This is a genomic window from Lederbergia sp. NSJ-179, assembly GCF_022867885.1.
In the GTDB taxonomy this organism is placed as follows: Bacteria; Bacillota; Bacilli; order Bacillales; family Bacillaceae_C; genus Lederbergia.
Map to the genome: position 1 here is coordinate 21,197 of NZ_JALIFP010000008.1, position 24,311 is coordinate 45,507.

The window sequence follows — 24,311 nt, forward strand, 5'->3', positions numbered from 1 at the left end:
ATGAAACCCTGCTGATTCGTTCAAAACACAAGAAACACATAATCGATCAATTTAGAGACCTATCTCGATCGGTAAATCAGCCTGGCAAATAAATGGCATGGGAATTTATGGTTGATCGTTCATCTCCCGAGTTTCATTCTTGAAAAATTTCTTTTGAGATACGCTCAGCATAAACACACTCAAAAGCGTTCCCAGCAAGACAATCAATCCCATGGGGATATGTTTATTTGCATGATAGAGAGAGGTGCTTAGAATGGGGGCGATGATAGCCGAAACTCCCTGCACCGCTGTAACCAGACCGGCAACTCCACCCTGCTGTTCGTTTCTCACGGAAAGAGAAGCGCCAGTCATAAAACCGGTCATCATGAATCCCGATCCTAATCCAAAGACAAAAAACGCCAAGTAGTAAAATGAAAGCTGCTTTGTAAGAAGGAATATGATCATACTTGCAACGAGAATCAAGGAACCGATCAGTACCATGGGCCGCGGCTCCCATTTTAGCCATTTGGACTGAATAATCTGTGCAATAAGCACAGCCAAGCCTGTAAACATTAAACCGAAGGAAACCGTCACCGCCAACTGATCAGAGGGGAGACCCAGCTGATCCTGCAGATAGAACCCGCCTATGACCTGAATCGTGAAAAGCCCAATCATCGTTACTAACGCAACGAATAAATAAATTCGCAAACCGGGTTGTAATGGGCTGACTTTTATCGCCCCTCTCTGGATTATCGGCTTTGTTGCGGGCATCAAAAGCAGTGTGATAAACAAGGCAACTGCTGTGATCACTATGCCAAAATATAACGGCCATAACAAGCCAATCAAGGTGAATATACCGGCAATGGCTGGTCCGAAAATTAACCCCATCCCGTTGGCGGCACTTATGATTGCCATGGCGCTCCCTCTTTCCTTATCCTCTGTTACATCACCCATAAACGCTTGAGATGCTGTCAGGATGGCAGGGATGAACATGCCGACCATGCTTCGCATTACGATCATCAAAGACAGCAACAGTCCGCCGCTAATCCAGTGGTGGAGACCGCAATAAAAAGTGATCGTCAACAATAAAGTGCTGATGGACAGGCCGATAAATCCGATCAGAATAACCGGTTTCCGACCTTTCGCATCACTGATATTCCCCCATACCGGAGCCATAACGGCCGTCATAATCGATCCGGTTGATATCAAAATTCCAGAGTGGATTTCTTTTAACCCCAATTCTCGGATCAGCGAAGGGGTTATCGGCGCAAGAAGCATAACCCCCAACATCGCGACAAAAACACTAAAAAAGACAGTGATCTTAATTCTACCCATTATTTTATCTCCCCAATAAATTAACATTTTCTCCTAAGACATAGCTTTACTCTTGAACCGTTTATTTTTAATTACCACGGTTTAAAAACCATCAGAATAAAAATAGTAATGAGTAATGCGTTTTGTACCCAATCATGCGGGGCCTTTTTATTTAATAATTGTATATACTCCTGTGGAATATTTTCACCAACGTGTGCCTCGGAAATATTCAACATGGATTTCATTTTGGGTTCTATGGTAAACGCACTGTAAATACCTAAAATGATGAATAAGCCTAGTGCCGCCACATACCAAACTGTCTTAAACAATGACGGATTCATAAGCCCCATTAATAAGCCAGTGATTACAAGCAAGCCAAAGCCGATACTAGATAAAGGATTCAGTTTTCCAATGATTTTGTGAGCACTTTTTAACTCATGCATATTTCCGGCTGTTTTTAAAATCCGATTAAATACCAGAGCAGGTCCCACTCCAATAATGGCAGCAAAAATGTGAATCGCCACTAAAAAAGTATATAATTGATGCATGTATTACACTCCTTCATCACTATTTTCTAAGTACGGTGTTACTTGATTTGAAATGAGGTTTCCACTAATATGGATTATCGGTCAGGCTTCATACCTTTTCCTTCTTGAATTTTAGCCCTTTATAATCCATTTCTACGATCTGATCCTGCACATTTCTATTAAATTTGACACAATCCATTGTCCCTTCTAATAAAAAGGTGTCTTTATCAATAGGCTTTAAAACAATTGGAGAACCAAGCACATATGTCTGAAGCTGATTCTTTTTCAATTCAACTGAGAGAGACAAGTTCATCGACTCTGATTGATAATGGCCAACGTACTGTGACACTTCTTTCGCCCCTACGGATTTGTCATACATGACATGGGAAGCTTCCGCTAATCGATTCTCCATGCGATTAAATGCCCCATTCATGATTGCAGTTGGTGTCGTACTCAAAAAATTAGTGAGAACTACTCCTGTTAAACCTTTTTCAGGAATAATATACATTTGTGCTCCCCCGCCTTTGATACCACCAGCATGTTCCACCAGTTTTGCTCCATGGTAATCGGAAACGATAGACAGGCCGTACCCGTAACCTTGTTTGATTATTGGATTTCTCCAGATATGAACCTCTGTCATCTGTTTGACACTATCATTTGTCAAAATTTGCTCGGCTCCTACCTTTCCGCCCGTCCGGAAAAGTTCTGTGAATTTCAGCATGTCGGAAACGGTCGACTTCAGAAAACCGGAGGCTCGTTGCACAGGAGTGTCCCACCAGTTTGGGGAAGGAACGACAGTTTTTTTTCCATTCTGCTCACGGGATACATAGATTTTTGTTACATTTTCATCACAAATGTCATTCAGAAAAAAGGAGGTACGCTTCATCCCGGAAGGATCTAAAATGTGTTCTTGGACGTACTTTTCATACTTTTGCCCGCTTACTTGTTCGATAATTGCTCCTAACAAGCCATAGCAATCATTACTGTAATGCCACTGTTCCCCGGGCTTACCCAACAACTCGAAATCCAATTGGGAGATATGGACGAGATATTCTTCATACGTGCGAATCGGTTGAAACGCTTCTTTGTTCCCTTGGATCGTTGGATCATACTTGAAATCGTCTTCCGTCAAACTTTCGTACAATACCATCGGAAACGTTTGAAGATCAGGGATACCGCTTGTGTGGGTCATAAAATGATGAATGGTCATTTGATTGGCATATTTCCCATTTTTAAGGTGGAAATCAGGTAAATACTTTTTGATGGGATCATGCAAAGAAAGCTGACCCTTCTCCTGTAATTGCATTAAGGCAACGCATGTAAATGATTTTGTAATCGATCCAATGGCAAATACAGTATCCCTCGTAACTTTCAATTGATTTTCTACATCACGGTAACCAAAACCCTTTTCATAAAAGACCTGCCCATCTTTTGCCAACCCGACGGCAACACCGGGAAGGTGAGATTCTTTCATTACCTTTTCTACATAAGTTTCAAAAGTAGCGATCCAGCCGTCATTTTTCATTTCTTTCACTCCTTCTCCTCAACGAACCACTGGGAATTTTTTTGCCTTTCCGCATTACCTTTTGGCTTTCTAACCAAAGCCATAATCCCTGCAATAATAAAGAATAAAACGGGAATCATTCCGATTACTGAAATGATACTAATCACTACCGATACTATAATCAGTCCCCATCCTACAAGTTTTGGGCTACGATTTCCTTTCAATATCATTGCAGCACCTACTCCAAGTACAATGCCGATAATTCCGGGCAAAATAAACATCGTACCAGCTTGACCCAACTGTTCCAGGGTGTAAGCATTTTGGCTCTCACTCCAACCGGAATCCAAATATCGTAGAAAAGCCTCATTATCTTTGAGGTACAAAAAAACGACACCCGTTCCAACCATGACAAGACTAGTTATAAATCCCAGGACACTTAATACGATTTCTACTGTACGTTTCATATGAATAAACCTCCGTTTAAATAAAATAGTCCTTCGGAAATTAGAATGAATATATTTTAATTCATTCACATTATGGCGATAAAGAATGCCGCTTCTCTCTCTATTTACGGCAATTGGTTAAACCTTTCATGATAAACTCTACAAGGTATTGAATAATCTCAGGAAAATGCTGAATCCCGATGTCTTCCTTATGGGAATCGATATAAGCTAAGGAGTCAAAAAAGGCTGCTAAAAGATCATCATCTATATCACTTCTTATTTTCCCATCCGCTTTCCACTGTTTTAACAGCCCCACGAAGAAGCTGCGGATCGAATCATCATCTATACTTGGGTTTTCACGGAAGTGCTTTTCCAATTTACGGAAGACATCTCTGTTATACCATTCTTGCAGTATCCTATTTGAATGCATGGCCTCGAAGCTCTGTGTCATGAATTCCTTCACAAGCGTGATGGGATCTTCATTTACATCAAGCGATTCTACAATCCGATTTTTTATTTGTTTGTTTTCACTCATATAAACGTCTAAGAAGAGTTGCTCTTTTGAGGAGTAGTAGTTATAAAAAGTTCCGACCCCTGTCCCAGCCATTTTAGTAATGTCTGAGATATTTGTGTCTTTATATCCTTTAGATTGGAATATAGCCTTACCACAGTTGAATATTTCTGCCTTTATATCCTTCATATTACACACCTCTGAATGAATATTTTATTTTTCATTCATACAATATCACAATTGGAGTTCCGGTGCAACTTTTTTCAAAGCAAGTCCTCTCCGTGTCCCAAATGAAGATTATTCACTTGGGATATTCCTCACTTGTCGCATGGTGAAATGACAAAAAAGGGCAGACTGCCTCCACTTCTTCATTTTCTTTCAAATCAAAATGAAATTCTTCCACTACATATTCAGGTACCTCGTCTTCCTTACCACAATCCAAACATTATTAATTGAATTGGGAGTTGCCAAACTATAATCCACCAGTTTTTATGCATGGGTGCCAGGTACTGAAACCATTCGGAACTGTTTCAGTACCTGGCACCTGAACCCAATAATGAGGCACAACCTGCATGAAGGTATGATAAAAGAGCCTAGGTTATTAGGATGGAGATTTCTAGGCTTTTCCTTTATAGCTTGAAAAAGATTAACTAGCTACGAGTAACAACTAGTTTTTTTCTTTATAAACACCATTACAAATTTTGAGTCATCGCTTGCTAGATAGATAATTCCATTTGCAATATCTTCTGCAGCACCAACGTGGGGTGGTAGTGGAGTTTCAGCACCAATTGCCTTAGCTGCATCCTCTTTCGTATTCATACCATTTCCTGAGGCCATCCTGTTGGGACAGAGGGGCAGGTTTGTTGTCCCTGTAAAAAATGGTGGAACGAGTTTCCTGCCCCCTGTTCCATATGTTACAAATACTCCCCTGTATGAGATTTCAGACTTTTCATAATCTCATCTGGTGTTCCCTCAGCAATAATTTGACCACCTTTTTCTCCTCCTTCTGGGCCTAAATTAACAACCCAGTCAGAGGCTCTTATCATTTGGCTATTATGTTCCACCATAATAACGGTATTCCCAGCATCTACGAGTCTATCCAATAATTTTAATAATTGAGTGACATCATTTGGATGTAATCTAGTGGTTGGTTCGTCTAATAAATATAATGAACTTTTCTTTTTTGTCTGTTAAAATCCAACCATCGAAAAAGAACTTAAAGTGATTTTACTTATTTTCGTATGCCATATCCTACGGGCATGTGAAACAATCATTTGTTTAATCTTATCCATATCTTGACGGCTCTGATCAAAATCCTATGAATATTAATCCTATAAAAACATATTGATAGATATAAGAGAAAAAACTAGACTTTAAACCTTACTATACTAGGAGTTGGATAATAATGAAAGTACATACCAATAAGGATCTTCCCTTATTCATCATAATAATTATCATTGCAATCCTAATATTTGGTATTATCTTAAGATTTGAATATAAATCAGAAGGATTGCGAAATTTGTTTGAGGATATAAAAGCAGAAGAATTATTTATGCAAGTGATGAAATCTGAAAACCGTACATTTTTTTCTACACAGCAAAATGATTATTTTACATTTAGAAATATATCAGAGGTACTTCTTAAATTAACGATTAATATAAAACCAACCGATTTCAATAGCTTTATGATTAATGAAATCCCTGGATTAGCAAGCTATGACACAAAGATAATAGTTGCGGGAGAAGGAACCGATTTAACTACCCTACCGTATGAATCACCACCACCTATAAACTTTAAAGAAAAAGAAGTTTCCGACCATTTTAACAAAGACACGAACGAAAAAAAAACCGAGCAAGAGCATGAGAAGGAGAATGGTCCTAAAAGTGTATTTATCTATCATACACATAGTCGTGAATCTTTCCTTCCTTTACTCAAAGATGCGTCTAAGCCTAATGAAGCTATTAGCTCTAATAATAATGCAAATGTTATCGCGATTGGAGCCAGATTAAGTAATAACCTGAGTAAAATGGGGATAGGGACAGGCCATGATAAAACTAATGTGAATAATGAATTACTAGAAAGGCAATGGAGTTACTCTGATTCTTACAAAGTATCCAATGAAATTGTGAATGCAGCGATATCAAGTAATAAAAAATATAAATATTTTATAGATCTGCATCGTGATTCAGCTAGAAAAGAAGTAACTACAAAAAATATAGAAGGAAAGTCATATGCTAGATTATATTTTATAATAGGGAAAGAAAACAAAAATTACGAAAGAAACCTAGAATTCTCTAAAGAAATTAATACAGAACTTGAGAAAAGATATCCCGGTATCAGTCGTGGAATTTTCTTGAAAACTAAAAATGACGGAGATGGAGTATACAACCAAGATGTCTCTGACAGAGCCATATTAATAGAATTAGGAGGTGTTGACAACACGATTGAGGAAATTAATAGAACTATTGATGCTTTTGCCGAAGTATTTGCAGATTATTATTGGAAAGAGAATGAAGCGCAGAAACAATAATACTAGCGTATATGCTGCATTCCATATTTGTGCTTTTAACCATGTAATATCCCCACTTTAGAGATGGTTTCTTAGCCATCTCTAAAGTGGGGGTATTTTTCTGTCCTAACAATATCGTTTGCTACTTGTGTTATTCCATTAGGGACAGATAGGAAGGAAGAATGAAATGAAAGCCTTTCCCTAGGTAATCCGTTCTTAAATTCAAATGTAGCTGTCTGTGCAAAGTTTAGACCCTTAACGAGCCACGGAATCCTCTGGCACCATAGTAGGAGTCCGCACCGTTGTGATACACGAATACGTGACCGAAGCGATAATCACAAAAAAGGGCACCGCCGAGTTTTCTAATATCAGAGGGTGTTTGCACCCAACTTGACGTTTTCATATCGAATTTTTCAAGTTTCTGCAACGAACGATATTGTTCTTCCGTTAAAAGTTCAATGCCCATGGCGGTTGCCATATCCATAGCGTTATTTTCCGGTTTATGTTTTTTCCTTGACTCCAGCCCTTCTCGATCGTAGCAAACACTTCTGCGACCTTTAGGGCTTTCCGCTGAACAATCATAAAAAATGTATTCGTCCTCACTTTTATCATAACCTACAACATCCGGTTCACCGCCAGTTCTTTCCATTTCATTGAGCGACCACAGTTTTTCAGTATTCGCTTCCAGCTTTGCTTGGACTTTAACCCATTCAAGACCTTTATGTCGGTGCATGTTTTTCTCAAAACGGGCTTTCAATACGCTGAGTAATGCTTCACGTTGTTCTAGTGACAACTCCTTTTTATTGCCGATTATATCACTCTTTGTCATGTTCGTTTCCCCCTTATTGTGTTTACTTGTAATGATTTAAGTATATATAAAAAGAGATCAATCAAAATGGATTCTACAGTTTTGGACCAGATTTGATGCGACGTTTAATATTCGAGACGCTGCTAGTCGAAGAAGAACATTAGTATTTCAAACCAATCGATATAATTACTTTTGCAATTGATTTAAAATCAGTTTCAATACATCGTTCTGTGACATATCATTCGTCAGTATTGTTTCTCCACCCACGCCAAGATAATCGTTTGGATTCCACCAGGCACGCAAAGAATCTTCTCCGAATTCCATCCTTTTTGCACTAGAATTGTGACGTATAACGGTTTCCTCAAAGGATAAATCAAAATAATAGGTATATGTCTTTTGGTGATAAAACTGGATTAAGTTATTTAACATTTCACCATAACGACTTTTATACAAGATTCCTTCCACAATAACAAATTCACACTTATCTTTGCCATATTCTGCAATTTGGCGAATCAAATCAATTGAAAGGTTCCCTTCTCTATCGTGAACCTTCAACATTTCACGGCGAACGACATCCTGAGAAACCAATAATGTTCCATGTCCCAAATGATTTTGAAGACGTTTCGCAGTCGTTGTTTTTCCACTCCCAGAATTCCCTCGTATAATAATTAGCTTAGATTCCATTTTCTCCCCTCATTGTATCTAACATTTGAATTTCACTATTTCCTTAAATTAGACTGTTATGTCTTGCTAGTTTAAGTATAATTCTTCACAATCTATTTCCGACTTTTAGTCTAATCCATCAGCTGTGTTATTCCACAAGCTAAGTATAATATACTATCCTCTATCACTTGGAATAAAGTGAAACAGTTTATTGCTTCACATTTGGAAATATGAGCGATATGGTCAACCCCGAACCAAGCTCTGATTTTGCATCCAACTGAATGGCTAAATCATGAGCCATCTTGCTTACTAAAAAGAGTCCCATCCCTGTTGCTTGCCTTGTATAAGTACCTCGCCCTCCAGTAAAGCCCTTATCAAAGATAAATGGTAAATCTTCTTTAGATACACCAGGTCCATTATCACAAATATGTAAAATGGGTTGATCACTCACTTCATCATAAACCGTTTCAAACTTCAGAACTGGACGATCCTGGTTCCGTGCAACATGTTTCGTACTATTAAAGATTATTTGTTCTAATATAAAAGCTAATCCTTTGCGGTCAGATAAAATTTCTTGTTCTTCACCTATAATCCGTATATGAAAACCGGATTCGTCTAGTAGTGTTTGATGGTCTTCTATTGTCTGTTTACAAAATTGGCCTAAGTTTATCGGCTCAAAAATATAATCTTTATGCGTAGCCCCAAGTCTTGCAAAATATAGAATTCTCCCTACGTCTCCAAGCATTTGATCTCTAATATGAAGCATACGTTGTCTAACAAGGGGAGACATTTCGTCACTGCGATTATCTAATACCAATGTCATCAATGATAGAGGCTTTTTAATTTCATGCACCCATCCTTCTATATAGTTTTCATAATCGGCCAGCTCAATCACTTGCTCATTCAGTTCCGACTGATAGGATCTTATAAGATCCCCCATTCTACGGATAAACGACCAATGTGTCTTAGGAGATACCCGGCATAATCTTTCTTCGTTCGTCTCATTCGCTTCTAACAAAAAATCCTGAAAGGCAGCTTCGATTATTTTTTGCTTTCTAATGATCATGAAGACAGCCAGCGATATCATGGCTATAGTAAAAACAATCATGAGCCCTACTAAAACCTTAAACGTTTCGGGATAGGCCAACCAAGCTAAAAAACTAAAAAGGAGACTTGTAGCCATCAACATAAGGAACCAATGTTTGTATGCATGAACACAATCATAGATTTGCTTTATCCCTTTCATGGCTTCCCCTACCCCCTAAGTCGGTAACCTTGACCCCTTATTGTTTCAATTTGATTCTCCAAGTCTATTTGCCGCAGTGTTTTTCGTAAGCGAGTTAGATTCACTTGCAGGGCGTTTTCGTCTATATATTGATCTGTTCCCCATAAAAATTCACTCAGTGCCCTTTTGGATACAATCTCAGGTCTATGCTGCACTAAAGCCAATAAAATTTTCCCTTCATTAGCTGGTAACAATAATGATTGCGATCCCTTATATAAAGTAAAGGTATTGGGGTCTAGCAAAAAACTGCCACCATCGATCAAGCCTGGTTGTCCTTCAAATCTTCTGAGCAAGTTCTGAATGCGCGCTAATAATCGATCTCGATTGCATGGTTTTGTGAGATAATCATCTGCCCCTAAATCGAGACTATGTAACTCATCTTGTAACTTATCTCTAGATGTAAGAATCAAGATGGGACCAATCCCTTTTGATTTTAGACTTTTGCATATGTCAAATCCTGATTGGTCCGGTAAATTGATATCTAATAAGACTAGGTCTGGTGCCAAAGTGACGATTTGAGCAACGATATCTTGAAAACCTGTAATGGCTAGCACTTCAAACCCGGCCTTTTGCAATATATCCATTAACTCTTCTCTCATCCATACATCATCTTCGACAATTGTAATCCTCGCCACTTCAGCACCTCCTTCGATTTTTCCCTTAATCTATATTTGGCTTCCAACGCAATTTATCAATCTCATGATCAGCAGAACGGGCAACGGCTACTCCATAAATCGCGAAAATTAAGACTACCATACATGCAAAGCTAAAGGCAATAGGATATAGTAACGCATTGTCTTCGATGTCAATAATAACATTTGAAATCATGGCCCATATACCAATAGCTCCACTAACACATGCAAGAGACATAGGTAACAGAAAGGTCAACAACACCTGTCGATGCACCGATTTTTTCATTTGATGACGTTTTGCCCCTAACATGGAAAGCGTTACATAGCGGCCGCCTGTCTGCTTCATCTGTGTCAAAAATTGTAAAGCTAATACCGTGCAAGCATTAATCAAGAATAAGAATCCCATATATAGTGTCGTATAACTTCCAGCAACAACATAGAAAAGTTTACGTCCAAAGTTTTGTAAATAACTTTCAAACTGGAAGCCTGAAGTTTTTAATAAGTCCCTAGCCTCCATCATTGGTTTCATTAAACCTTGTTCGTCTTGCAGCTTTTGTGGGATGCGAAAATTCCAATAGGACGCATAAGTTTCCGTATCTAATAATTGTTCAAACATAGGATCAGGGACGATAAAGGCTGAAGTTATTTCTACGGAACGGTCTGCGACTAATCCTCTCTTTGGGATGGATGGGCGTATAAACATTTCCTGATCATGAATACTCATCAAATTTTGCCCTTCTTTTTCCGCCTTTTCGAGAATATGATCTAGTACAGGCATGCGATCTAAATTATCCATAGGCATAAAATCTGGATTAAAGTATAAAGCAATTTCATCTGCATGCAGATTCAGTGGTTTTTCCCCTATCGCTTCTAAGAGCCCATTATAAGATGATTCCGGAATAAGGTAAGGTGCTGTTGCATCAATTTCTAGGACCCCAAGCAGATTCAATGCTTCAGGGTTTTCCGAACTGATCGTGTAACCCTGCATTTCTCCAGATAAAATTTGCTCTTTATAGTCGCTTGGCAGCGCCATAATAATTTGCTCTCTTAATTTAGACCAATCAACTAACGATAAAGGCAAGTCATCTTCCCCACGTTCAGCCCGATAGTTCATTCGTCCGATTTTTAGAAAATTTAAGTCCTCTACATATGGTGCCATTTTTTCTGAAGTAAGGAATTGCTCGACCTTTTGATCATCCCCCTCCACAGTAAAATCATATAACGAGGAATCCCTAGTAAGGACATTTTCTAAACCCATAATCGTTGAAGCACCATTTGCTAGCAAAATGATTGACAACGTGATGAGAATCGATGTGACTGCAACTGAAGTGGATTTATTAGCCACGTTCTCTTGGAACTGCCTTAATGTAAATGTGTGCAACCCTTTCGTCGATTTACGCTCGGATAAGCTTGTAAGTAACCCCAGTAATTTTCCAAATCCCCTCATAAAAAGGATCGTTCCTAAACTTCCAAGTGTCAATGCCACAAACAGAAGCAATCCTGCAAAATCCATCAAACGATATAAAACAATCCAATATGCCACACCTAGTAAGACAGCACCTACTAATAGATTAAATACGTTGCCTTTCAAATGCCCCATATCTTGTTTCTTGTCCGTTTGCTCATAAAGTAATTGCTGGACCTCTTGATTAAATAATTTTCCACCAAGAATGACTAATGCGATAAACTGGATCAATAAGAAACCAATAATGGTGAATATTATCGCACCTATCGAAAAGCTAATTTGATGACCGATAATTCCTTGTCCAACTAATTTAGAAACCGTCAAACTGATGATCTCTGCTAAAAATCCACCGATTAAAAGGCCACCAATCAGGGCCAAAGCAGACGTAATGCCCCCCTCTGCTAAAAGCCCCAGAACAAGGCGCTCCTTGCGCATTCCTAACATAAGATAAAGACCAAACTCTTTACTCCTTCGATTTAATTGGTACCGATTAGCAAATAAAATCAAGAAAAACAATAAAAATAAGGCAAAAACATATACAATTGGCATCTGAGCTAAAAGTTTATCGATCGCATCACTTTCAAACTCCCTTAAGAATAAAATAACATCTTGTCTCCCAAGTGAAAGAATAATATAAAACGAGGCTACTGCTGTAACTAGTGTCGCAAAGTAGATTAAATTCTCCTTACGACTTCGTTTCGCATTACGATAAATCAGCCTAGAGAACATTTGCGCTTCCTCCCCCAAGCTGAGCGAGTAACTGCAAAATTCTTTCATAAAATTTCTCTTGTGACTCATCATGTTTGCGACGCAGTTCATGAAAGATGACACCATCTTGAATAAAGAGAATCCTTGAGCAAAAACTAGCTGCATTTGGATCGTGACTGACCATCAAAATCGTTCTTCCACTACTTCTATTAATCCCTGCCAACTTATTCATTAGGATTCTTGCTGAACGTGTGTCTAATGCTCCTGTCGGTTCATCCGCAAGAACAATATCCGGATCAGAAATCAAACAACGTGCAGCCGCTACCCTTTGCTTTTGTCCCCCAGACATCTGAGATGGGAATTTATGAAGAATATCTGTAATCTCGAAAAAATCTACTAATTCCTCTAATTTAGCACGTGCTTTTGCAAAATCCATTCCATGAATAGACAGTGGTAATAATATATTTTCTTGTCCCGTTAGATTATCCAGCAGTGCAAAGTCTTGAAACAAATAGCCAATCCGACTCCCTCGATATTCGGCTAAATCCTTACTGTCAAAAGCGCTGATGTTTTTCCCGTTTAAAAGCACGCGTCCCGATGTTGGCTTGATAATCGTCGCGATGCAGTTTAACAATGTCGTTTTACCAGAGCCGCTTGGACCCATTATACCTAAAAATTCTCCTTGGAGAATATCGAAACTAACACCATTTAAAGCTTTTGTGATATTGTTGTTCTTTCCATAGTTTTTTTGTAAGTCTTGAACTTCTAGTAATTTTCCTTGTCTGACCACTGTGTACCGCTCCTTTATAACAAAGTTGAGTTATACACATTATAAACAGGATAAAGGACTAGAAACACTTACAAATGATGTAAGGGAATAGGAAGAAAGGTTGCTTGAAAGATTTTGATCACTATTATTTCCGATCCTTTTTCCTACTTCTTTTTTAAATTCATATATTTTCGGTTAATCCCTCGAAAGTGGCATTGTCTTTCAACAATTTTATTTTCAACTTTCGTCACACGATTTCACGAAATACCCTCTCCATTAAAGCGAAGAATAGAGGTTGTATCCTCGGAATAAACTTGTCTGATGACATCCATGATTTCTTTTTTCCTATCTTCCGCTTCTTCTTGGGCGAGGCAAAGTTCAACATCATCAATATCATGCGGACCGATTCGCCAATGCCCAAGTACTGCTCCCTTAAACTCCCCATCAATCAAAAGATATTGCAGAACTTCCCGTTCTTTGAACATCTCTTTTAACTCATTCATATATACCCTCACCAGGAAATCCGATTTATCAAGCATGAAAACCGATGGAGTTATTTTTTCGTCAATCAACCCTAGATCTTCCTTTTGTATAAATCCTTCACCGAGATCATTGATTGTTATTTTAACAATCTGTCCATGCTCCATTAGCAGGTCTAGAGCACTTTGTATCGTTTTGAGTTTTAACTGCGACCAGCTTCTAATTTGCTCTAGGGTAGCGAAGACAATGACATTAAAGAAACGCAAGAGCATATCGGAAACTAGAGATACGGTATCTTTCTGTATTTCAATTTCGCCCCATTCAGTCCTAAAGTCAAACCAGCCCGTATTCCAGTCAGTATCAACTTGTGATTCATATACCAAAAAAGCTTCTTGCATCCTTTTCAACGCAGCGGTGATTTCCTTTGCTTTATAGGGCAATTCTTCTTTCAACTGATCCTTTGATATTCCACCAGAAAGTTGAATCATCGATAAAATTTCTTCATGAAGTAGTGTTACTTTTTGAATCGGTTTTCGATAAATAGTAGCATACAAACTCAAATCGTCTTCCAAAACATATCCGATTCTCCCAGCTTGGAAACGCCCTTTTACTAATCTATGTTTTTTGCGTAAGTTTCCCGCTAACAAGGAATCATCAAAGGTTGTCCTGTGTACTAACTGCGGCGGGTTGCCGGGACGACTATTAGAGACAGGAGCGACAGGCTGTAGTAAACGAAATAGCTGTTCATAAGCTTCTGTATCGTGAATGTCTCTTAGTGGCTCCACGAGCTTTTGCCTTTTCAGTCGTTCGCAAATGATTCTTTCCTTATTCAACATGCATTCACCTCCAACCACTACAATCATTAGACATATAAATCAAACATGTTTACATCATAACCAAGCTGCTTCAAGTAATTGAAAAATTGCCCTCGATGATGAAAGAAATGAGAAACTTCTTCAACAAGCCAATGAGCTTGAATAGCGCCTTCTTCCAGATAAAAGGGCTTTGACTTTTTCGTTAAAAAGTCTTCGTCGGACAAAGACAGCATAAAAGTTTTATAACCTTCAAAACCATTGTTCATGGCTTCAATCATCGCATCTGCTGATTCCAAGTTATCGTACTTTACTTCCAATTTTTGAATCGTCGCTTGATCTTTTTCCTGCCAAATATTAAGGTCTACCTCCGGAATGGCTACAATATGTTTAGCTAATTCTTCTAGATTCCGCATATTGTCTGCTGGCTGATATCCCCAATCCCGTGCTCGTACTTTTCTCAGTAAACCTTCCATAGAACGGACACCTACTTCAAGTTCATCCAAAAGTTCATTCCTTAAAATGTTTACTGCGTTCATTGCGCTCATCCTTCCATTTCTGATTTCCTTTTCAATCTATCATGGAATAGTGACAAATCATGTCAACATTCATCTTATTTTTTTAAAAAGAAGGTCAACGGTATTGTTCTACAAGCGTTTTCAATTTTTCCTTCATGTACGTGATAGCTTCTGGAGGTTCCTTTATCATAGCCTCGCAGCCAAAATTCCAAATAAGATCTACAAAATAGGTCAATTCCGATTTGGGGATTTTCGTATGAATCAAACCTGCTCCATCCTCGCATATCATCAAAAAACGTTCCAAATCCAACTCCGACATCGCACGACGGGCACCCTCTCTTGTAAATTCTACAGATAAAGTAACTGGATCAGGACATCCCTTTTCGGATAATTCAATCCAATCCATAACAGATTTATAGGGCAAGTCCAGCGATGTTTCCTTATCCGTTTCTACCGCTTTTATAATTCGGTCGGCACGAAACAAGCGAACATCCTGGCGTAGAAAGCAATAGGCAGGACAGTACCAAAACCCGTTGTAGCTGTACAAACCAATTGGTTGAATGACTCTTTCCCTTACGCCATCCCGGCTGTCATAATGAATAGATAGTGCGGATTGATCAACGGCGGCATCCAATATGATCTCCAGATGATCGGCAGGCTGAACACGGTTTGGATTCCAAAAAACAATTCGATCCTTCATTGAATCAATACGGATTTTTGCATCTGAAGGTAAGTATTGATAAAGCTTCTTTAAAACAAACCCCGTTTCCGTTTCAAAAGGAAGAGAACCGAAAAATTGCGGGGATTGGAAGGCAAAATAAAGGGCAACCGCTTCTGATTCCTTTAAAAAGACCGGAGGAAGCATTCGTTCGTTTAGTACATAATAGCCACCATCTGCACCAACTTCGGAATAGAGAGGAACACCGATTGCACTCAATTCATCCAAATCTCGAAGAATGGTACGATAGGAAACTCCAAACTCCTCCGCTAACTCCCTTGCTGTGAACTTACGCTTGGTATTCACTGTCATCATTAACTCGATTAAACGCTGTGTTTTGGACATGATCGTTCCTCCATATTTAAAGTCTTACTTCAATCATCCCGCTATTTCGGATCATATTCCAAACTGCTGCAATTCCAATCAAAATGAACCTACCGTATGTTATCCAATGGTATTTGCTTATTGCCATTCATTTCTCCTCCCATAATTTTATTGGTAAGCCTGGCTTCTCCAACGCCCCCATGTCTTAGCAGACGCTGCTATAACGGAAAACTTTTAAAAAGTTAGGTTTGGACTGCGAGATTCCTAGTAGCAATGATCTTCGCTAATCTTATTCTATCTTCTGTATTATATTTTTTGCAATTTAATTGAAAACATTATGTTCCATCTATTCCACTTTATATAACGTATGAATACTTTTTTCTTGTAAGCAAGTATAAACTAAGTTATTATAGATTCACAATATCTTTAATTGAAGGACTGATCTTGACAAATGAAATTCTCCAAGGCAACGGATTATGCACTACATGCATTATTATATCTTATTAAACATAATGCCGACACCCAAAAGGTTCCGGTTCAAGAATTGGCCGGCTCGTTAGATGTTTCTGCCACCTATCTATCAAAGGTGCTCACCAGAATAGTCAAAGCCGGTTATATAACCGCCTCAAGCGGCGCAAAAGGAGGATATCAATTAAGAAAGAATTGGGATTCGATCACCATTTACGATATCGTCGTTGCCATTGACGGTGAACAAACCTTATTTGAAGATAGCTTCGATCATGGAGATGGATGTAAGATCCAGGCCATTATGAAAGAAGCAGAAAACAACTTGCTTCATTCTTTAAAAAGCAAGTCATTGAAAGATCTAACATAGCCTAGGATCTTTCTTGTCTAATTAGGGATATTGTGAATCTATAATATATAGGAAGGTGATTTAATGATATATGAAGCAATTATTATCGGCGGTGGACCAGCTGGTTTAAGTGCAGCTCTGAATTTTGGAAGAGGAATGAGACATACGCTAGTCATCGATGATCACAATCCGCGTAATCAAGTAACGGATGAATCACATGGTTATTTAACACAAGACGGTATTCCTCCAAGGCTATTCCGGCAAAGGGCAGCAAATGATGTGACCAAATATAAGCATGTAAAACAAACCGATGATCGAGTGATAGAAGTAACGAAGAAAAATAATCTTTTTTATGTGGCAACCAAAAACAGCTCGTATGTAACACAACAGGTTTTAATAGCAACAGGATTACGGGAAAGCCTCCCAAACATTGATAATATAGAAGCTTTTTATGGCAAGTCGGTCTTTTATTGCCCTTGGTGTGATGGCTATGAAATGAGAAATAAGACATTAGCAATTATTAATCCAACCCAAGCAATCATGCACCTAGCTAAAATTGTAACGAATTTCGCTAAGGAAATTATTCTATTTACAGACGGAACAGATGTATTGGATCAAGCAGAAAAACAATTATTAAAAAAGAAACAGATCCCTTTATACCATCAGAAGGTAATCGGAATGAAAGGTCAAGATGGCCAAGTGACTGCACTTCAACTGGAAAATGGGGTTGAGGTTCCGATTGAAGGTGCCTTTACCTATGTTAATTGGGATACAAACTTTGACTTTCTCAAGTCTTTACCAATTGAGCGGGATGAAACAGGGAAATTTAAAGTCGATTCGTTAGGGCAGACCAGTATCCCAGGTCTATTTGTGGCAGGAGAAGCAAAGGAGAGCTTTGCTGGACAGTTGATTGATGCAGCAGCAAACGGTGGCATGACGGCGAAAATGATGATGATGCAGCAATTTGAAAAAGAGTTTACAAAATGAATGGATTGGGGCTGTTGCACAATGGGAAATAAATTGTGCAACAGTTTCCAAAAGCACACTATGGCAAACATGTCTCGAATAGAGCCAAGCCAAGGAACAGCCTGATGATGTCAGCATATTAGCACCAGGCAGTGTGGTGTCCCAATTCCTACATTATTTATTTTTTTGCAAATAATTATTTAACGCCATTTCAATCTTTTTTGAACATCCTCTTGTAGGAATGGCTCGTCGCTTTATGATTGCTGGGTGAGGGTTAAAGCATATACTCGAAGAACTAGCCCAAGCGATGATCTTACCTATCCGCTTGGGCCGTGTGTTCCGCTTTATTTATTTTAAGGCGTTTTATCTGACTTAGATGACGAAAGCAGTAAAATATGAAAAACGCGGCGCAATGTACTCCTCTTCTATATCCTTGCTGAGAGCATCTGGCAAAGGAGAACACCTGGAACCTAACGCTCTGACTCCCTATCTTCTTTGCTTTCTGAACCGCTATAAGCCAGGTTCATTTGCACATCCATGCGCTGATCGTCTGTCCATATTTGTTTCGCACTCGTCTGTATAAACTGTTGCAGCATTTCAATACGTTGACGCAATGCAGTGCAAAGAGCATCTTGCCTGGCCTCATCCGCAAACAGCGAGCCGCTCATGATCTCCCTTAGTTCTTCCTCAATTCCGTCTAATTTGGATAGGTCCAGCCAATTGAATGACTTGACCAGTTTCAATTGCTCCTCATGGTCCGTTTTGAACGGTTTACAGGTCACTTTACTTGTCGCTGAAATCAGGCCATTCGGTTTGGAGAACCACAGGGAGGAACCGCTATCATAAATCGGAGCTGCACCAACCCATTCCAACGTTTCAGCATGGCGAATGACACCAAAGTTATTTTGATGGCGATCTTCATTGACAATCAGGTAATCCAACACAATCATTCGATCCAGTGCATCGACCATCTGAGGAATACCAAGCGTTTCACAGCAGTTGATGTAATGCTGATAGACAGAAACATGGTTTGGTTTTGGCTGCGTCTGCATCACATACCATGCGGTCACCAGCTCTGTATCAGGCGTAATAAAATTCTCACAGACACTGTAAGGGTAATTGTCTTGTACCAGCAACGTGTAAGAAACATGGGGAATTCCCAGACGCTCCATGATTCGGCTTGCCAACACTTCATTATAAGGCTCCTGTTGGGTTGCCCCGCTTCCGCCTTTAACCAAACAACGCTTGCCATTAAGAATTGTCCATTTTTTCCTTAGCCAGCCATCTGATGTGTTGTCTGGTGACATCAAACTGATTTCTTCCCCTGAACCACGTTTTTTTCCAAGCAAAATATTTCCCACATCTTCGGAAAAGTCATGGTGAAAGAAATTCAGCTCGCCCCATTCCAACGCCGCGTCTGTTGGGCAAATCCAGTATTGATCCGATAAGCTGAGACCAAAGCTTTTATCAAGCAATTTTTGTGTTGTTGATAATTTCAATTCTTCCAGTGCTTCACGAATCCCATTGCGACTTGCCGGAATCGCACGTCCACGCCACCATTCATTCAGCGTAGTACGATCTATTTTCCCCCGTTTTACGGGAACACCTACGGGAACATGTCGCTCATCAAAGACCTCGCCAATTTTGGCAATAAATCCGGTTGCTTCATCTAGTTCGATTTCCGCAACCGAGATTTTCTTATGTTTTAAAACAAATTTAGTTTTCCGCTCAGCCATGATGTTTCACTCCTTTCCTGATTTGGAGTTTACTTCCTTCCAGTCCTTGTTTCTTGTCCTTTAATCATACCGCAAATTCCTTTTTTTTGCTTCCTTTTCGTTTACCATCTTCATTCTCATGTAACAAAATGATTAAAACGTATGCTAGAAATATAAAAGTACCATCAGTGAAAATTTTGGGTTCAGCCAAAGGTCTTTCTAACTCGTCTAGCGTATAGGTTGAATGAGCATGTCTAACACACATTTGTCGGCAAACTAATTAGCCTTTCCACAAACGTTTATAATTAGCATTATTATTTGTAAGTCTTAATAAATACACATCAGGATTACTGAGACCTTTCCATTGCTCAAAACCAAAATTGTTATCATAGTGATTTAATAATAAAGATATAATGCCTCCATGTGCCACGATAATCGTATTTTTAGAATCACTTGCCACAATATCATTTACAACTTCTACAATACGATTCATGGCTTCGTTACTGGATTCTCCACCTTCATACTTTAAATCCATACGCCTGAATGTCGCTTCCAGTTTATCCATCCAATCTGGAAAAAAACTGGAACTAAGGACACGTTCGCTTAAACGGCTATCCATCTCAATTTCTATATTCTTGTTCTCTGCAAATGGCTTTATCGTTTGAATAGCTCTTAAGAAAGGACTGGAAATAATTCGGTCAACCTTTCTATCAGATAAAAAATCAGATAGTTCATTTGCTTGAATGAACCCTTTTTCTGTTAATGGTGAATCAGAAGATTGCCCCTCCGCTTCACAATGCCTAATTATGTAAATATTTGTATTCATATTTCCTCCTTCACAAACCTGGTATATTTGCATTGCACTTTTGTTCTTTCAACTTTTGAAGCATTTGAATTATCTCATTATCGATATCCTTAAATGGGATTAATTTTGAATTTACTCTTTCTTGGTGAATTTCATCGATAACGCTCCGCGGAAAGCGAAGTATATTTCCGGAGCGGATTATAGGCACAACCATAGTTTCTAGTTCGTTCAAATTTTACTTTGATAGAAACTCTTTTGTCCCAACCTCAGAACGCTCTGATGATCAGGAAAAGTCCCAACCAATCTCAAGTTGTTGAAACTTCTCTAAGAAGAATCTTCTTCCCTTCGATCAATTTTTCTAATGAAGTACCTGGTGCGTATTCTAAGATAAGTTGGCAATGGATCGAATCTTCATTAATCGCAGAAAAAATCTCTTTCCATTGAATAGTTCCTTCACCAATCGGCAAATGGTCATCCCCTGTTCCATTATTATCGTGAAGGTGGAGTGCAAGCAGTCGATTCTTTACATCTTTTATTACTTGTGGAATATCCCACCCATTTAAATTTGCATGTCCTGTATCAATTAAATATCCGGCCGTCTCATCAATATTTTCTAGAAAACTCGTAAACTCATTTTGAGTAAAAATCGAACTTCCATTATATCCTACATTTTCAACGGCAAGCTTTACATTGAAAGGTTTAGCAACTTCACACAATTTGTTTATATAATCCTCGGCACGTTGTTGTGCCAGTTTCTTATTAAAAACCGGAGAAAAGCAGAACCCAGGGTGAATGACAACGTGATTGGCACCAACCATCCCAGCAAATTGGATTGCTTTCTTATATTCAAAAAATGAAGCTTCTCTAATTGCTTTATTTTCACTCGTTAGATTGATATCCCATGCCGGTGGATGAATTGTATAACCGACAGGTAGTTCTTTTAGTTTTGATGAAAATTTCTGAAATAACTCTTCCATAGAATCCCATTTATCCCCATCCATTAATAGTTCCACTTTATCCGCACCATATTCCATTAAATCATTCATATTTTCAAAAATATCATTTGTTAGAAGTAGTAAGTCTGAATAACAGATTTTTTGATTCATCTCTAATCATCCTTCTTTCGTATATATTGTTGATAAAAGAACTATTGTTTTAAGGTAATAATAATGAATGATTTAATTCCTTCGGATATCCAATGGAATTCGTAGTTTCCTTATCAAAAATATGAATGTGATCTACTATTGGTCTTAAATAAACTTCTTCACTTGGATACCACTTGTTTTTTTCACTCATTGCAATCACTTCATTCCCTTCTAATTCAACATAAATAGCATAATTGCTTCCTTGGTTTTCTACATATTTCACATTACCTTTTAATGTATTTTCCAGAGGAGCTTTATATATTTCAAGATGTTCTGGTCTAATACCAAATACAAATTTATCCACACTACTTTGATTCATCTGATTTATCCACATCGGAGTTAATTGGAAAATTTGCTCCCCAATCACAACATTGCCATTTTGATAAGCCATATCTACTATATTAGTTGGAGGTGAACCGATGAACTTAGCTGTAAAGATATTTGCAGGACGATGATAAACATTTTCCGGTGTGTCAAGCATTTGTAATTGACCTTGATTCATTAACGCAATGCGGTCCCCAACGGTCATCGCTTCAATTTGGTCATGTGTTACATAAACAATCGTTTGTTTATACATTTCATGGATTTTCACTAATTCTTTACGAGCTAAAACTCTTAACTGGGCATCTAGATTCGATAATGGCTCATCAAGTAAGAAAAAATCGCATTTTTTTACGACAGCTCTTGCTAATGCAACACGTTGTCTTTGTCCACCAGACAAATCTTTAGGGAATCGATCTTCATAACCTTTAAGTTGAAGCATTTCTAATACTGTATTTAATCTTGTTATAATTTCATCCTTTTGCACCTTTTGTACCTTTAATCCATAAGTAATATTATCGACAACATTCATATGTGGATATAGTGCATAGTTTTGAAATACCATTGCTACGTCTCTTTTCCCACTAGGGATATCATTTACTCTTCTATCATTCATATATAAATCACCTGATGTGATATCCTCAAGCCCGGCAATCATTCGTAAAGTAGTAGATTTACCACACCCAGACGGTCCTAGAAGAATCAAGCGTTCACCCTCTTTAATTGTAAGGTCTAGCCCTTTTACGACTTGTGTTTTTCCATATGATTTCCAAACATTTTCAAATCTAATTTCCTTCATTCCTAAACCTCCGTTACTTAATTCCAGAAGAAGTAAATGTACCAATAATATATTTTTGGAAAGTTAAATATAAAGTTAAAGGTATAATCATTGTGATAACAGATACCGCCATCGCCACTGTAAAATTAGTTCCACCTTCCGAACTAATATACATTTGCAAAGCTAGGGGCAATGTATAATTTTCTGTCGTTTTTAAAATGAGTACTGGCCATACATATTCGTTCCAAGAAGTAATAAAAAACCAGATGCCTGTTGATGTAACAGCCGGTCTAACTAACGGAAGAATGATATCTTTCATAATTAATGCGTGGCCCATATTATCTAATCTAGCGACCTCAATTAAAGAGTATGGGATTGTTTTCATCGACTGCCTAATTAAAAAGATTCCTATTGCATCTGCAAGTTGAGGTAAAATAACCCCCCATACATTATCGGCTAACCCAATATCAGAAATGATCAAGTAATTAGGGATCATTGTTACGGTAAATGGGATAAATATTGTACTTATTAATATAAAATACAACATGTTTTTTCCTTTAAATTGAAAATATACGAACGCATACGCTGCTAAAAACGATGTTATAACTTTAAAAATGGTAACGACAGACGCAATAATGAACGTATTCATCGTAATTTTTAAAGCGGGTAAGCTATCAAAAAAGGTTATATAGTTTTCAAATGTAGGATGCAATGGAATGATATTTAATACATTGTTATATGCATCCTCTAATGGTTTAAACGAAGTTCCAATCGCAAAGATAATAGGAAAGATAAGAATAAATACGGTTATGAAAAAAATGATGTGCCAAGGCATCGATACTAAGCGGCTAATTTTCATAGTAGATACCTCTCTCAACATATTTAAATTCAATAATCAATAATACTAGGAAGATAACCATCGTTAAGATTGATAATGCTGCTGAATGTCCTGTTCGATATAGAACAAAGGCTTCGTGATAGGCATGATAAATAGCGTTTGAGCTGGCATAATTAGGTCCGCCTTGTGTAATTACTTTGATAGGGGTAAAAACATACTGCAGTCCTTGAACTATAGTAATAATAAGGACATAGATGCCAGTTGCACTGCTCATTGGTAAAACGATATTAAAAAAGATTCTCCATAAAGGGACATTATCTAACCGTGCGGCTTCTATTAGCTCCCGTGAAACACCATTAATAGATGCATAGAGTACAATAAAGTTATAACCGAATACTTTCCATGAAGTAATTAAGCTCAATACCGATATGACCCAACCATCTGTTTTACTCCAATTTGGCATTTCAAGACCAAACCAACCTAAGATGATGGCAACTGGCCCTGATATTGGATTTAATATCCAAGTAAACAATATGGAACCTACTACTAATGAAATAAATGCTGGTAAGAACAGTGCACCTTTATAAAAACCATTAAATCTTTTTAAAATTAAATCGATAACGAATGCAAAAACATATGGTACGATGCAATTTAAAAGTAATAAAATAACAATATAGATAAATGTATTTCCAAATATTTTATATGTGTTAGGATCAGACAAAACCTCTTTATAATTTTGCAGACCTACAAATTCTTTTGTCGGACTAATCAAGTTCCATTCAAAAAAACTTAAATAAACCGTGTATATAAATGGCCAAAACATAAAGATTGCAAAGATAAGGATAGAAGGGAATAAAAAACAATAAGCTTTCCAATTCTCCTTATTCATTCGTCTTTTTATTAATGTTGAACCGCTCATATTTTTATACCCCTCTCCCACTAAAAACAGTTATGATTAAC

Annotated in this window: 25 protein-coding genes; 3 read left to right on the forward strand and 22 right to left on the reverse strand. The window is 38.0% G+C overall.

All coding sequences use genetic code 11. From position 1 onward, the window contains the following. Window positions 1-105: 105 nt before the first annotated feature. From MUB24_RS08195 to MUB24_RS08225, 7 genes are all read right to left on the reverse strand, one after another. A complete protein-coding gene (locus MUB24_RS08195) occupies window positions 106-1,314 on the reverse strand; it encodes an MFS transporter (protein ID WP_244703013.1) in 1,209 nt (402 codons plus the stop codon). 71 nt (window positions 1,315-1,385) lie between these two features. Then, entirely contained in the window at window positions 1,386-1,841 is a 456-nt protein-coding gene (locus tag MUB24_RS08200) for a DUF2269 family protein (RefSeq protein ID WP_244703014.1), read from the reverse strand. Between the two features lie 88 nt (window positions 1,842-1,929). Further along, window positions 1,930-3,345, reverse strand: a complete 1,416-nt coding sequence (locus tag MUB24_RS08205) for a serine hydrolase domain-containing protein (protein WP_244703016.1) — start codon at window positions 3,343-3,345, stop codon at window positions 1,930-1,932. 5 nt (window positions 3,346-3,350) lie between these two features. Next, the gene (locus MUB24_RS08210; RefSeq protein WP_244703018.1) at window positions 3,351-3,788 is read right to left on the reverse strand and encodes a DUF4064 domain-containing protein; all 438 of its coding nucleotides are present in this window, start codon (window positions 3,786-3,788) and stop codon (window positions 3,351-3,353) included. Between the two features lie 100 nt (window positions 3,789-3,888). Then, window positions 3,889-4,467: a TetR/AcrR family transcriptional regulator gene (locus MUB24_RS08215; RefSeq protein WP_244703019.1), complete on the reverse strand. Its 579-nt coding sequence runs from the start codon at window positions 4,465-4,467 to the stop codon at window positions 3,889-3,891. Between the two features lie 465 nt (window positions 4,468-4,932). Beyond that, window positions 4,933-5,097, reverse strand: coding sequence for a hypothetical protein (locus MUB24_RS08220; protein ID WP_244703021.1), 165 nt, complete (start codon window positions 5,095-5,097; stop codon window positions 4,933-4,935). Between the two features lie 95 nt (window positions 5,098-5,192). Beyond that, entirely contained in the window at window positions 5,193-5,345 is a 153-nt protein-coding gene (locus MUB24_RS08225) for a hypothetical protein (RefSeq protein ID WP_244703023.1), read from the reverse strand. Window positions 5,346-5,683: 338 nt separating this feature from the next. Between MUB24_RS08225 and spoIIP the strand changes: the two genes are divergently transcribed. Further along, window positions 5,684-6,808: a stage II sporulation protein P gene (gene spoIIP, locus MUB24_RS08230; protein ID WP_244703025.1), complete on the forward strand. Its 1,125-nt coding sequence runs from the start codon at window positions 5,684-5,686 to the stop codon at window positions 6,806-6,808. A 226-nt stretch (window positions 6,809-7,034) separates the two neighbouring features. Here spoIIP and MUB24_RS08235 read toward each other — a convergent pair whose 3' ends face one another. The 9 genes from MUB24_RS08235 to MUB24_RS08275 form a co-directional block, all read right to left on the reverse strand. Beyond that, window positions 7,035-7,616: a DUF4256 domain-containing protein gene (locus MUB24_RS08235; RefSeq protein WP_244703027.1), complete on the reverse strand. Its 582-nt coding sequence runs from the start codon at window positions 7,614-7,616 to the stop codon at window positions 7,035-7,037. Window positions 7,617-7,781: 165 nt separating this feature from the next. Next, window positions 7,782-8,279 (reverse strand): kinase, encoded by a 498-nt coding sequence (locus MUB24_RS08240; protein WP_244703029.1) that lies wholly within the window; start codon window positions 8,277-8,279, stop codon window positions 7,782-7,784. Window positions 8,280-8,466: 187 nt separating this feature from the next. Then, window positions 8,467-9,504 carry a sensor histidine kinase gene (locus MUB24_RS08245; protein ID WP_244703031.1) on the reverse strand — a complete coding sequence of 346 codons (1,038 nt, stop codon included), beginning with the start codon at window positions 9,502-9,504 and terminating at the stop codon, window positions 8,467-8,469. An 8-nt stretch (window positions 9,505-9,512) separates the two neighbouring features. Next, entirely contained in the window at window positions 9,513-10,178 is a 666-nt protein-coding gene (locus MUB24_RS23450; protein WP_244703033.1) for a response regulator transcription factor, read from the reverse strand. A 25-nt stretch (window positions 10,179-10,203) separates the two neighbouring features. After that, window positions 10,204-12,369, reverse strand: coding sequence for an ABC transporter permease (locus tag MUB24_RS08255; RefSeq protein WP_244703035.1), 2,166 nt, complete (start codon window positions 12,367-12,369; stop codon window positions 10,204-10,206). Next, entirely contained in the window at window positions 12,359-13,138 is a 780-nt protein-coding gene (locus MUB24_RS08260; RefSeq protein ID WP_244703037.1) for an ABC transporter ATP-binding protein, read from the reverse strand. Before MUB24_RS08260 ends, MUB24_RS08255 begins: the two co-directional genes overlap by 11 nt. 236 nt (window positions 13,139-13,374) lie before the next feature. After that, the gene (locus MUB24_RS08265; protein WP_244703039.1) at window positions 13,375-14,433 is read right to left on the reverse strand and encodes a hypothetical protein; all 1,059 of its coding nucleotides are present in this window, start codon (window positions 14,431-14,433) and stop codon (window positions 13,375-13,377) included. Between the two features lie 26 nt (window positions 14,434-14,459). Next, the gene (locus tag MUB24_RS08270; protein WP_244703041.1) at window positions 14,460-14,948 is read right to left on the reverse strand and encodes a DinB family protein; all 489 of its coding nucleotides are present in this window, start codon (window positions 14,946-14,948) and stop codon (window positions 14,460-14,462) included. A 94-nt stretch (window positions 14,949-15,042) separates the two neighbouring features. Next, entirely contained in the window at window positions 15,043-15,990 is a 948-nt protein-coding gene (locus MUB24_RS08275; RefSeq protein ID WP_244703043.1) for a helix-turn-helix transcriptional regulator, read from the reverse strand. A 430-nt stretch (window positions 15,991-16,420) separates the two neighbouring features. Here MUB24_RS08275 and MUB24_RS08280 point away from each other — a divergent pair, with 430 nt between their 5' ends. Further along, the gene (locus tag MUB24_RS08280) at window positions 16,421-16,804 is read left to right on the forward strand and encodes an RrF2 family transcriptional regulator (protein ID WP_244703045.1); all 384 of its coding nucleotides are present in this window, start codon (window positions 16,421-16,423) and stop codon (window positions 16,802-16,804) included. Between the two features lie 63 nt (window positions 16,805-16,867). Further along, complete coding sequence (locus MUB24_RS08285) at window positions 16,868-17,770, forward strand: NAD(P)/FAD-dependent oxidoreductase (RefSeq protein WP_244703047.1); 903 nt, start codon at window positions 16,868-16,870, stop codon at window positions 17,768-17,770. Window positions 17,771-18,219: 449 nt separating this feature from the next. Here the strand turns inward: MUB24_RS08285 and MUB24_RS08290 are convergent, their stop codons facing one another. From MUB24_RS08290 to MUB24_RS08315, 6 genes are all read right to left on the reverse strand, one after another. Continuing rightward, window positions 18,220-19,485 carry a HipA domain-containing protein gene (locus MUB24_RS08290; RefSeq protein WP_244703049.1) on the reverse strand — a complete coding sequence of 422 codons (1,266 nt, stop codon included), beginning with the start codon at window positions 19,483-19,485 and terminating at the stop codon, window positions 18,220-18,222. A 259-nt stretch (window positions 19,486-19,744) separates the two neighbouring features. After that, window positions 19,745-20,290, reverse strand: a complete 546-nt coding sequence (locus tag MUB24_RS08295; RefSeq protein WP_244703051.1) for a histidine phosphatase family protein — start codon at window positions 20,288-20,290, stop codon at window positions 19,745-19,747. Window positions 20,291-20,574: 284 nt separating this feature from the next. Continuing rightward, window positions 20,575-21,375, reverse strand: coding sequence for a sugar phosphate isomerase/epimerase family protein (locus MUB24_RS08300; RefSeq protein WP_244703052.1), 801 nt, complete (start codon window positions 21,373-21,375; stop codon window positions 20,575-20,577). A gap of 49 nt (window positions 21,376-21,424) precedes the next feature. Beyond that, a complete protein-coding gene (locus tag MUB24_RS08305) occupies window positions 21,425-22,534 on the reverse strand; it encodes an ABC transporter ATP-binding protein (RefSeq protein WP_244703053.1) in 1,110 nt (369 codons plus the stop codon). 13 nt (window positions 22,535-22,547) lie between these two features. Next, complete coding sequence (locus MUB24_RS08310; RefSeq protein ID WP_244703054.1) at window positions 22,548-23,372, reverse strand: carbohydrate ABC transporter permease; 825 nt, start codon at window positions 23,370-23,372, stop codon at window positions 22,548-22,550. Continuing rightward, the gene (locus MUB24_RS08315; protein ID WP_244703055.1) at window positions 23,362-24,270 is read right to left on the reverse strand and encodes a carbohydrate ABC transporter permease; all 909 of its coding nucleotides are present in this window, start codon (window positions 24,268-24,270) and stop codon (window positions 23,362-23,364) included. Before MUB24_RS08315 ends, MUB24_RS08310 begins: the two co-directional genes overlap by 11 nt. Window positions 24,271-24,311 lie beyond the last annotated feature (41 nt).

What these genes read in the sequence shown, in the direction of transcription:
- MUB24_RS08275 (WP_244703043.1), bottom strand. Translation starts at nt 15,990, where the DNA reads ATGTCCAAAACACAGCGTTTAATCGAGTTAATGATGACAGTGAATACC.
- MUB24_RS08290 (WP_244703049.1), bottom strand. Translation starts at nt 19,485, where the DNA reads ATGGCTGAGCGGAAAACTAAATTTGTTTTAAAACATAAGAAAATCTCG.
- spoIIP (WP_244703025.1), top strand. Translation starts at nt 5,684, where the DNA reads ATGAAAGTACATACCAATAAGGATCTTCCCTTATTCATCATAATAATT.
- MUB24_RS08315 (WP_244703055.1), bottom strand. Translation starts at nt 24,270, where the DNA reads ATGAGCGGTTCAACATTAATAAAAAGACGAATGAATAAGGAGAATTGG.
- MUB24_RS08225 (WP_244703023.1), bottom strand. Translation starts at nt 5,345, where the DNA reads ATGGTGGAACATAATAGCCAAATGATAAGAGCCTCTGACTGGGTTGTT.
- MUB24_RS08305 (WP_244703053.1), bottom strand. Translation starts at nt 22,534, where the DNA reads ATGAAGGAAATTAGATTTGAAAATGTTTGGAAATCATATGGAAAAACA.
- MUB24_RS08295 (WP_244703051.1), bottom strand. Translation starts at nt 20,290, where the DNA reads ATGAATACAAATATTTACATAATTAGGCATTGTGAAGCGGAGGGGCAA.
- MUB24_RS08240 (WP_244703029.1), bottom strand. Translation starts at nt 8,279, where the DNA reads ATGGAATCTAAGCTAATTATTATACGAGGGAATTCTGGGAGTGGAAAA.
- MUB24_RS08255 (WP_244703035.1), bottom strand. Translation starts at nt 12,369, where the DNA reads ATGTTCTCTAGGCTGATTTATCGTAATGCGAAACGAAGTCGTAAGGAG.
- MUB24_RS08200 (WP_244703014.1), bottom strand. Translation starts at nt 1,841, where the DNA reads ATGCATCAATTATATACTTTTTTAGTGGCGATTCACATTTTTGCTGCC.
- MUB24_RS08310 (WP_244703054.1), bottom strand. Translation starts at nt 23,372, where the DNA reads ATGAAAATTAGCCGCTTAGTATCGATGCCTTGGCACATCATTTTTTTC.
- MUB24_RS08265 (WP_244703039.1), bottom strand. Translation starts at nt 14,433, where the DNA reads ATGTTGAATAAGGAAAGAATCATTTGCGAACGACTGAAAAGGCAAAAG.
- MUB24_RS08235 (WP_244703027.1), bottom strand. Translation starts at nt 7,616, where the DNA reads ATGACAAAGAGTGATATAATCGGCAATAAAAAGGAGTTGTCACTAGAA.
- MUB24_RS08210 (WP_244703018.1), bottom strand. Translation starts at nt 3,788, where the DNA reads ATGAAACGTACAGTAGAAATCGTATTAAGTGTCCTGGGATTTATAACT.
- MUB24_RS08285 (WP_244703047.1), top strand. Translation starts at nt 16,868, where the DNA reads ATGATATATGAAGCAATTATTATCGGCGGTGGACCAGCTGGTTTAAGT.
- MUB24_RS08300 (WP_244703052.1), bottom strand. Translation starts at nt 21,375, where the DNA reads ATGAATCAAAAAATCTGTTATTCAGACTTACTACTTCTAACAAATGAT.
- MUB24_RS08220 (WP_244703021.1), bottom strand. Translation starts at nt 5,097, where the DNA reads ATGAATACGAAAGAGGATGCAGCTAAGGCAATTGGTGCTGAAACTCCA.
- MUB24_RS08205 (WP_244703016.1), bottom strand. Translation starts at nt 3,345, where the DNA reads ATGAAAAATGACGGCTGGATCGCTACTTTTGAAACTTATGTAGAAAAG.
- MUB24_RS08195 (WP_244703013.1), bottom strand. Translation starts at nt 1,314, where the DNA reads ATGGGTAGAATTAAGATCACTGTCTTTTTTAGTGTTTTTGTCGCGATG.
- MUB24_RS08280 (WP_244703045.1), top strand. Translation starts at nt 16,421, where the DNA reads ATGAAATTCTCCAAGGCAACGGATTATGCACTACATGCATTATTATAT.
- MUB24_RS08270 (WP_244703041.1), bottom strand. Translation starts at nt 14,948, where the DNA reads ATGAACGCAGTAAACATTTTAAGGAATGAACTTTTGGATGAACTTGAA.
- MUB24_RS08215 (WP_244703019.1), bottom strand. Translation starts at nt 4,467, where the DNA reads ATGAAGGATATAAAGGCAGAAATATTCAACTGTGGTAAGGCTATATTC.
- MUB24_RS08245 (WP_244703031.1), bottom strand. Translation starts at nt 9,504, where the DNA reads ATGAAAGGGATAAAGCAAATCTATGATTGTGTTCATGCATACAAACAT.